This is a genomic window from Kineococcus esterisolvens, assembly GCF_050871405.1.
Lineage (GTDB): Bacteria > Actinomycetota > Actinomycetes > Actinomycetales > Kineococcaceae > Kineococcus.
In genome coordinates, this window is sequence record NZ_JBJLRI010000115.1 from 1 (window position 1) to 8216 (window position 8216).

At 75.0% G+C, this 8216-nt stretch carries 7 protein-coding genes; 5 read left to right on the plus strand and 2 right to left on the minus strand.

The window, feature by feature from the left end; genetic code table 11:
• Window positions 1-514, minus strand: a 514-nt coding sequence (locus ACRYR8_RS20435; protein WP_432486197.1) for a glycosyltransferase, incomplete at its 3' end; no start/stop codon positions are given.
• Window positions 515-703: 189 nt separating this feature from the next.
• Between ACRYR8_RS20435 and ACRYR8_RS20440 the strand changes: the two genes are divergently transcribed.
• On the plus strand, window positions 704-2236 hold the full coding sequence (locus ACRYR8_RS20440; RefSeq protein ID WP_432486038.1) for an oligosaccharide flippase family protein: 1533 nt from the start codon (window positions 704-706) through the stop codon (window positions 2234-2236).
• 20 nt (window positions 2237-2256) lie between these two features.
• Here the strand turns inward: ACRYR8_RS20440 and ACRYR8_RS20445 are convergent, their stop codons facing one another.
• The gene (locus ACRYR8_RS20445; RefSeq protein ID WP_432486039.1) at window positions 2257-3327 is read right to left on the minus strand and encodes an exostosin domain-containing protein; all 1071 of its coding nucleotides are present in this window, start codon (window positions 3325-3327) and stop codon (window positions 2257-2259) included.
• Between the two features lie 145 nt (window positions 3328-3472).
• On the opposite strand from ACRYR8_RS20445, the gene ACRYR8_RS20450 reads away from it, so the two are divergent.
• The 4 genes from ACRYR8_RS20450 (at window position 3473) to ACRYR8_RS20465 (ending at window position 8122) form a co-directional block, all read left to right on the plus strand.
• On the plus strand, window positions 3473-4606 hold the full coding sequence (locus ACRYR8_RS20450) for a hypothetical protein (RefSeq protein ID WP_432486198.1): 1134 nt from the start codon (window positions 3473-3475) through the stop codon (window positions 4604-4606).
• On the plus strand, window positions 4603-6084 hold the full coding sequence (locus ACRYR8_RS20455; protein WP_432486041.1) for a hypothetical protein: 1482 nt from the start codon (window positions 4603-4605) through the stop codon (window positions 6082-6084). The genes ACRYR8_RS20450 and ACRYR8_RS20455 overlap by 4 nt, the downstream gene beginning before the upstream one ends.
• A gap of 95 nt (window positions 6085-6179) precedes the next feature.
• On the plus strand, window positions 6180-7190 hold the full coding sequence (locus ACRYR8_RS20460) for a glycosyltransferase (protein WP_432486042.1): 1011 nt from the start codon (window positions 6180-6182) through the stop codon (window positions 7188-7190).
• Entirely contained in the window at window positions 7187-8122 is a 936-nt protein-coding gene (locus tag ACRYR8_RS20465; RefSeq protein ID WP_432486043.1) for a hypothetical protein, read from the plus strand. Before ACRYR8_RS20460 ends, ACRYR8_RS20465 begins: the two co-directional genes overlap by 4 nt.
• Window positions 8123-8216: the final 94 nt, after the last annotated feature.

Here is an 8216-nt window from a genome sequence, read left to right on the forward strand (position 1 = left end):
CAAGGACCCGGGGGGGAACCCAGACAAGGTGGGGGAGTTTGTTCCCGCCCCGCCCCCCGGGGGGGCCGGCCCGGGGGCCCGCGGGGGGGGTGCGGCCCCCCACCCCGGCGGTGCGGCGCACCAGCAGGTGCTCCGCCTGGTACAGCGCGATGCGGTGCGCGCGGGGGAGGTCGGTGCGCTCGAAGCCGAAGCAGTGCGGCGTGTAGACCACCCGTTCGGCGGGTACCCGCAGGCTCGCCCGCGCGTAGGCGCCGGCCCACGAGGAGTGCGCGTGCACGACGTCCGGGCGGGTCCGGCGCACCACGTCCTCCACGGCGGCGACCATCCGCAGCGGTGACCGCTTCGAGGGCAGGCTCCCCACCGAGGGGGCGCCGAGGTCGTCGCCCGTGCCGTGCGTGGGGCGGGGGCGCCCGGCCACCAGGTGCTCCACGTCGCGGCTCGTGGCGGAGATGTACTCGCGCAGCGCGCTCGTCACACCACCCCCGAGAGCCTCGACGATGTGCAATACCTTCACAGGGTCCCCCCTCGGCGTTCATCATGGCTCGTTCACGGACCGGTGACGGCGCCCCCCGGCGTTCACGCACGTACGCAGCCGCATTATGCCGTGCGGCCCGTGCGCCGCACGCGGTTCGGGTAGCCCGAGCGGGGGGGCGCCGTCACCGTCCCGGCACGGCGGGCGGTGGGCGCGCCTTACATTGACCGCATGGACGCCCCCCCGCAGCCCTCCGGTCCCGGCGCGCCCGGAGCTCCTCGTCCGGAGGGTGGAGGGCGGGGCGGGACGTTGCGGCGCAAGGCTTTCATCGGGGTGCTGTGGGCCTCCCTGGAGAAGTGGTCCGTCCGGCTGAGCACCCTGGTCGGGTTCGTGCTGCTGGGCCGGCTGCTGCAGCCGGAGGAGTTCGGCGTCGTCGCCCTGGCGATGGTGTTCATCACGCTGCTCACCGTGGTGGCCGACGCCGGTTTCAGCACGTACCTCATCCAGGCCCGCAGCGTGGACCGCCGCACGACCAGCACGGCGTTCTACATCTCCCTGGGACTGGGCGCGCTGCTCGCCGGCGCGCTGGTGGCGGTCTCCCGGCCGCTGGCGGCCGCGTTCGACGCCCCGGCGCTGGCGCAGGTCCTGCCGGCCGTCTCCGTGGCCGTCCTCGTGGCCGGCGCCTCCAGCGTTCCCGTCGCGCTCCTGTCGCGCGAGCTGCGGTTCCGCGACCTCGCGCTGCGGCAGGTCGCCGCCACCGTGACGTCGGTCGTGGTGGCGGTCGTGCTGGCGTTCGCGGGCGCCGGCGTGTGGGCACTGGTCGCCCAGCACGTCGTGCGCAGCGTGGTGGCGTGCGCGGTGCTGTGGGCGCGCACCGACTTCCGCCCGGCGTGGGCCTTCGACCGCGTCGAGGCCCGCACGATGACGAGGTTCGGCGTCAGCGCCCTGCTCGTGCAGCTGGGTCAGCAGACCCGCGACCAGGGCGAGTCGCTGCTCGTCGGCGCGGTCACCGGCACCACGTCGCTGGGGCACTGGACGGTCGCCCGCCGCTTCGTGGGCGTGGTCGTCGACCTCTTCTCCTCGGTGGTCAACGTGGTGGCGCAACCGGTGTTCGCCAAGGTGCGTGACGACCGCCGTCAGCTGGCCCGGGCGCTGGGCAGCACCTCGGCCCTGGGGGCGCTGCTGCTGGCCCCGGTGCTCGTGGCGCTGGCGCTGCTCAGCGACGTCGTCGTGCCGGCCGTCTTCGGGTCCCAGTGGCGCCTGGCGGCGTCCATCGCCGCGGTGCTCGCCCTGCGCAGCCTCGTGCTGTCGCTGAGCGAGTTCCACCGCTCCGCGCTGCTCGCGGCCGGCCGGCCGGGTGCGGAGCTCGCCGTCACCGTCGTCCAGCTCGCCGGTCAGGTGACGATCATCCTGCTGGTCGGCGGCGGCGACCTCGTGGCGCTCGCCTGGTGGCTGACCGGCTGGATGGCCCTGTCCTGGCCGCTGCGGGCCGCCGTGGTCCGCAAGCTGCTGGGCGTCGGCTGGGGCGCCTACGCCGAGACGGGCCGGGTGCTGGTGGCCACCGCGGTGGCGGGCGGGCTCGTCCTGGCGCTCGCCCGGTGGTGGGACCCGGGGACCTGGGGCACGGTCGGGATCGGCGCGCTCGGCGCCCTCGTCTACGCGCTCCTCGTCCTGCTGCTGTGCCGGCGGTCGGTCGCGGACGTGGTCACCTCGTTGAAGTCCCTGCGGAGGCGGCGCCCGCCGGCGGCGGCCCCGGCCCCCTGAGGGACCGGGACCGCCGCGGTTCAGCGCCCGCCGGGCAGGCCCGCCAGCACCCGCTGGAAGTGCGGCACGAGCCGCTGGGCCGTCGCCTCCGGCCCGCCGACGGTCGCGTACCAGCGCAGGCACTCCTCGTGCAGCGCCCGCGCCTCCTCGGGGTGGGCCGCGTAGTGGCGCATCGCCGAGGTCAGCTGCGACCAGTGCCGCAGCCGCACGGCGGGCGCCCCGGCGTACAGACCCCCGTTCGGCAGGGACGTCACCACCGGCACGGTGCCGCTGCGCACGGCCTCGTAGTAGCGCCAGGTCTCCCTGCTGGTGCCGCGCGGGTCGAGGCAGAAGCGGGCCCGCGCCATGTCCCGGCTGTAGGTGTCGGCGTGGTCGGCGGCTCGGTCGCCGTCGACCAGGTCGATCCGCACGCGCAGCTCCGGCAGAGCCGCACGCAGGTGCTCGACGGACTCGCTCATCCGCGTGCGGTGGATCGTCTTGATGTTCCCGACGTGCCGACGGACCGCGCGGCGCAGCGCGCCGCCCTTGTCGAGGCCGTGGGAGGCGCTCCCCGCGAAGTAGACGTCGACGTCGCGCTCCTCCCAGGGGACGAGCGGGACCTCGCGCTGGTGCGCGTAGCCCAGCGGCAGGGCGACCACGTTGCGCCCCGAGGGGCGGGTGCCCGCCCGGCGCCTCCACAGCCGGCGCTCGGCGCGCACGCGCGCCTCGTCGAGCAGTTCCAGCGCACCCAGCGGGCGCGGCAGCATCCCCACGGCGTCGCGCCAGGCGCGGTCCCGGTTCGTCGCGAGGACCAGGCCCACCTCGTCCGCCCAGCGGGGCACGCGCGACCAGTTGTCGAGCACGAGCAGCGCCACGACGCCCGGTCCGGTCCACGGCAGCTGCCAGTGGTTGGGGGTGATGACGACGCGGACGCCGCGCAAACCCTCCGCGGCGGCGGGGTCGGCGGCCACCAGGCGCTCCTCCACGCCGCGCAGCACCTCGGCGAAGAACCGGCCGTTCGCGACGGGGGCGGCAGCCGCGTCACCCAGGTCCCAGGGAACCGGTTCGGGGGTCCGGTCGGGGTCGAACCAGCTGTAGTAAGCGGCGTGCATGTACCTCGTCCTCGGCAGGCGTCGACGGTTGACCCGTCCGTGTGAAGGTGCGACGGAGACCCCTCTGCGCTTCGGTCGGACGCGACTCGGGGACAGGTGGCCTCTGTCATGATGAAGGCTCTCACGCTCGGGAGGGCAACCAGTGATGCAGACAGCAGGAGTGCGCCAGCCCCTGGGGAAGGCGCTGCGGCGTTTCTGGCTCGTCGCAGTGCTGGCCGCGGTGGTCAGCGGCCTGGCGGCGTACGCGGCGGTCGGCAGCGTCTCGCGGACGACCTACGTGGCCAACGCCTTGTACATCGTCCCCACGGCGCCGGCGACCGCCGACGGGGAGACCTCGGCTCCGACCACGTTGCCGACGTCGCCCTACGACGCCGAGCGACTGGCTCAGAACTACGCCCTGGTGCTGGGTGAGGACGCTCAGTTGCTGGACGGTCTGGCGGCGACGCTCGGCGTGACCCGGTCGCACCTGCTCGCCCGCGTCGTGGTCGAGAACGTCCCCAGCAGCGCGGCCATCCGCGTGACCTACACCGGCGACTCCGCGGCCGAGGTGGAGAACTACTTCACCGCGCTGACCGACCTGCTGAACGCACCGCAGCCCAACATCCCGCAGGGGAACCTCCGGGCGCTGAGCCTGCCGAACGACACCACCGAGCAGGCCGGCCTCGCGCCCCTCGCCCCGGTGATCGCCGTGGTCGTCGGCCTGCTCGTCGGCGTCGGTGGTGCGCTCCTGCTGGAGCGCATGGACAGCCGCTTGCGGACCGCCTCGGACCTGCGCCGCGTCGTCCCGTGGCCGGTGTTCGACCTCACCCGGGGGCAGCGCTCGGCCAGGGTCCAGACGGTCGTCCTGCGGATCCTCAGCGAGTCGCCCACCCGGCACGTCGCCGTGGCGACCGTGCCCGGTGGCAGCGCCGGAGCGGTCGACGCGCTCGTGCACGAGGTGCGCTCCGCGTCGCTGGCGGTGTTCTCCGCCGAGCGCCGGGGTTCGTCGCCGTACCCGAACTGGCACCCCGTCGGCGAGCTCGGCACGGACGGCGCCGCGGAGCGCCGTGCGCTGGAGGGCGACGCCGTCCTGCTGGTCGTCGGCAGCGGCGCCCGCGCGCGCGACGTCGAGACCGCGGTCAGCAGCCTGCACGACGTGGGCGTCGAGTCCGTCGTCGTGGTGCTCGACGCGGCCGCCCGCCGCCCCCGCGAGCACCAGGGCGCGCCGCGCGCCGCCGAGCAGCCGGAGCTGGAGACCGCCGGCGACGACGCCGTCCACGCGGTGCCCGACCGCCGGTGAGCTCGCTGCCGGGCGCCCGCAGCAGCACCCACCGGCGCGCCGCCCCCACCCGCGAGCGCAGGGACCCCCGGCTCGTCGCCGCGACGTCCGCCGTGCTCCTGCTCGCGCTGGTGGCCGGCGCCTCGGCCGGTGCTCACCCGCTCGCGCCGATCGGCGTCCTCGTGGTGTCCGCCCTCGTGGTGGCCGTGTGGCTGCGTCCCGTGGTCGCGGCCGTGATCGTCGCCGCCGTCGTGCCGGCGCTCGCCGGCCTGGGGCGCGGCACCGGGGTCCCGGGCCTGAAGCTGTCGGAGCTGCTGCTGGCCCTGTGCACCGTGACGGTCCTGCTGCGGGTGCCCGCCCGCTGGCGCCGCTTCAACGGCGCGGACCTCGCCCTGCTGGCCTTCGCGCTGGCCGCGGCGGCCCTCGCGGTGCGCCACGCGGCCGACGGGTCCTCGACGTTCGACACCCTGCTGCGGGTCGGCCTGCAACCCACCTTCCTCTTCCTCGCCTGGTGGACGGCCTCGCGCTCCGTGGCCGGCCCGGGCGACGTCGTGACCGTCGTGCGCTGGGCGCTCCTGGTCAGCGCCGTGCCGGCGGCGATGGCGGTGCTGCAGTTCCTGGACGTCCCCGGCGCGCGGGCCCTGCTCATCGCCCTGACCGGCGGCGACCTCCTCAGCGCGAGCGGCGAGACCTTCAACCGGGTGACCGGCCCCTTCCCGATCTGGCACTCGCTGGGCGGGTACCTGGTCATCCCCACCGTCGTGGCGGTCCTGCTGCTGCTGCGCGACGACCGGGTGGTGCTGCGGCGTCCCGCGCTCATCACCGTCCTGGCCCTCAACGCCGCGGCCCTCGTGGCGTCGGTGACCGTCACCCTGCTGCTCTGGACCCCGGTCGCCATCGTCGTGGCGGCGTTCCTCGCCCGCCGCACCCGGCGGGCGCTGGCCGTCCTCGCCTGCATCGCGGCCGGTGCGCTGCTGCTGTTCCCGTCCATCCTGCTGGACCGGTTCGAGGCGCAGGCGTCCGCGGCCTCCGGTGCCGGTGGTGGTCTCGTCCCGCAGACCGTCGCCTACCGGTTCCTCGTGTGGCAGCGCGACTACTTCCCCCTGCTGGAGCAGGGGGCCGCGTTCGGCGTGGGCAACGAACTGCCGTCCACGGTGTTCTTCACCTCCACCGAGAACCAGTTCATCACCTGGGCGCTGCGGGGGGGTCTCGTCCTCGTGGCCGCGGCGTGCCTGGCGATGGGGGCGCTGCTCGTCCGCTCCTACCGGCAGACCCGTGCGGCGGACCGCCCGACGGCCACGGCCGCGATGGCGCTGGTCGGTGTGCTGTGCTTCCTGCCCGCTGCGCTCATGGTGTGGCCGTACATGACGAACGCGGGACTGCCGCTCGCCCTGTTCGGCTTCGCCGGCGCCCTCCTGGCGGAGTCCTCGGACCACCGACCCCGGGCGCTGGCCACCGTGCCGCGGGTCGCGCCGCCCACCGTGCCGACCGGGCGCTGAGCGCGGCTCCCGGCGTCGCCGGACGCCGTGACGACCGACCGAGATGGAACGACTGCGATGAGAGGTGTCCCGTGAGACCAGCACCCCGACCCCCGGTGGTGCACGTGACGTGGCAGCGGCACGCCGGTCGTGCCGCCGAGATCGCCGGCTCCCTCGGGGGCCGCGCGCTGCACGTCCACCCCCTGAGCGGGCGCAGCAAGTGGCGCGTCGCCGGGCGGTACGGCCTCAGCGTCGCCCTCACGGCCGCGGGGCTGGTGCGGCACCGGCCGCGTTCGGTGATCGTGACGAACCCGCCGGTCTTCCCCGCCCTGGTCGTGGCGGGGTACGCCGCCTGCGCACGCGTCCCGTTCGCCCTGGACAGCCACACCTCCTCCTTCGGGGTGAAGGGCAACGGCGTGGCGCGCCGGATGCTCGGCGTGCACCGCTGGCTCGCCCGCCGCGCCGACACGGTCATGGTCGCCTCCTCGCAGTGGGCGGACGTCGTGGACGGCTGGGGCGGTCGCGGCCTGGTCGTGCACGAGGCCCCTCCCGGATGGACGGCCGGTCCGCCGCGCACCGAGCGGCCCACCGTGCTGTTCGTCGGCGTGTTCGCCGACGACGAGCCGGTGCGGGAGGTCGTCGAGGCCGCACGGTTGCTGCCCGAGGTCCGCGTGCGCATCACCGGTGACCTGGAGCGCTGCCCCGACGACCTGCGCCGCTCCGCGCCCGCCAACGTCGAGTTCACGGGCTTCCTCGGTCCGCGCGAGTACCGCGGAGCCGTGGAGGGGGCCGACGTGCTCCTCACGCTCACCACGGAACGGACCTCCGTCATGCGGGCCGGGTACGAGGCGGCCTACGTCGGCCGCCGGCTCGTCGTCTCCGACTGGCCCGTCCTGCGCGAGGTCTTCCCGCACGCGTGGCACACCGACCACGAGCCGGCCTCGATCGCCCGTGCGCTGGAGACCGCCCTGCGCGACGCCGGTGACGGCGATCGCGAGGAGCGCGCGCGCCGGGAGCAGACCGCCCGGTGGGACGAGCAGCGGTCGCGGCTCGTGGACGCACTGGGTCTGCGGCCCGTCGGGGCACCGGCCCGGCCTCCGGTGCCGGTGCCGGGCACCAGCCCGTGAGCGTTCCGCCGGGGGAGGAGCTGCACGGAGCGGGTGGTGCCGGGGCGACCCCGGACGCCGGCCCGTCGCGTCCCCGGCGCCGAGCGCTCCTGCTGGCCGGGATCGGCGGGGCCGTCGCCCTGGCCGGTGGTGCGGTCACCGTGGCGCTCCTGCGCGACCGGACCGAGGGCCGCCTGAGCTGGGCGCCGCCGCAGCTCGACTCCCCGGTCGAGATCGACGTCACGCAGGACGAGCACGTGCTGGTGCTCGACGACGACACGGACTACGTCCTGCGGCTGCCCGACGAACCGCTGCAGGTCCTGGGCGGGCTCGACGTCACCGGCGGGCGCAACGTCGTCCTCATCGGCGGTGAGATCCGTGCACCTGACGAGTCGGACGTCGAGCTGGACCGTCGCGGGGTGTACCTGAAGGGGCAGAAGGGGACCATCCACATCGAGGGGGTCCGGCTGACCGGAAACCTCTCGGAGGGTTTCAACCTCGCCATGCCGGACGGCGTGCTGCAGCTGCAGAACGTCGTCGTCGAGAAGGTCGCAGGCAGCCGCGAGGGCAACCACGCCGACATCGTCCAGACCTGGGCGGGACCGCGACGACTGCTCATCGACGGGCTGAGCGGCAGCTCGAACTACCAAGCGATGTTCCTCATGCCCAACGAGTTCGACGAGGACGGTCCGGTGCCGGAGGAGTTCGACTTCCGGCGGATGCGGCTGGCCGGTGTGGAGCGCCACGGCTACATGCTCTGGTCGCCGGAGGAGGCGCCCTGGTTGTCCGTCACCGACGTGCAGGTGACGCTGGAGTACGACCGCGGCCGGGAGATGACCTTCTACCCGCTGGACGTCTGGAGCGAGGTCGAGGTCGTCGAGGAGTTCACGGTCCCGATGCCCGCCGGTGAGCCGGGCATCGGTTACGAGTCCCCGGGCTACCACGAGGACTGACGCCGGACGAGGACGGCGCCGGGGGGGTGGCCCCGGGGGGGGGGGGGCCCCGGGCGCGGGGGGGGGTCGGGGGGGGTCAGCTAAACAAGAACCG

Bases quoted from the DNA above. Each gene is read 5' to 3' on its own strand.
- ACRYR8_RS20445 (WP_432486039.1), bottom strand. From the start codon at position 3,327: ATGCACGCCGCTTACTACAGCTGGTTCGACCCCGACCGGACCCCCGAA.
- ACRYR8_RS20440 (WP_432486038.1), top strand. From the start codon at position 704: ATGGACGCCCCCCCGCAGCCCTCCGGTCCCGGCGCGCCCGGAGCTCCT.
- ACRYR8_RS20450 (WP_432486198.1), top strand. From the start codon at position 3,473: ATGCAGACAGCAGGAGTGCGCCAGCCCCTGGGGAAGGCGCTGCGGCGT.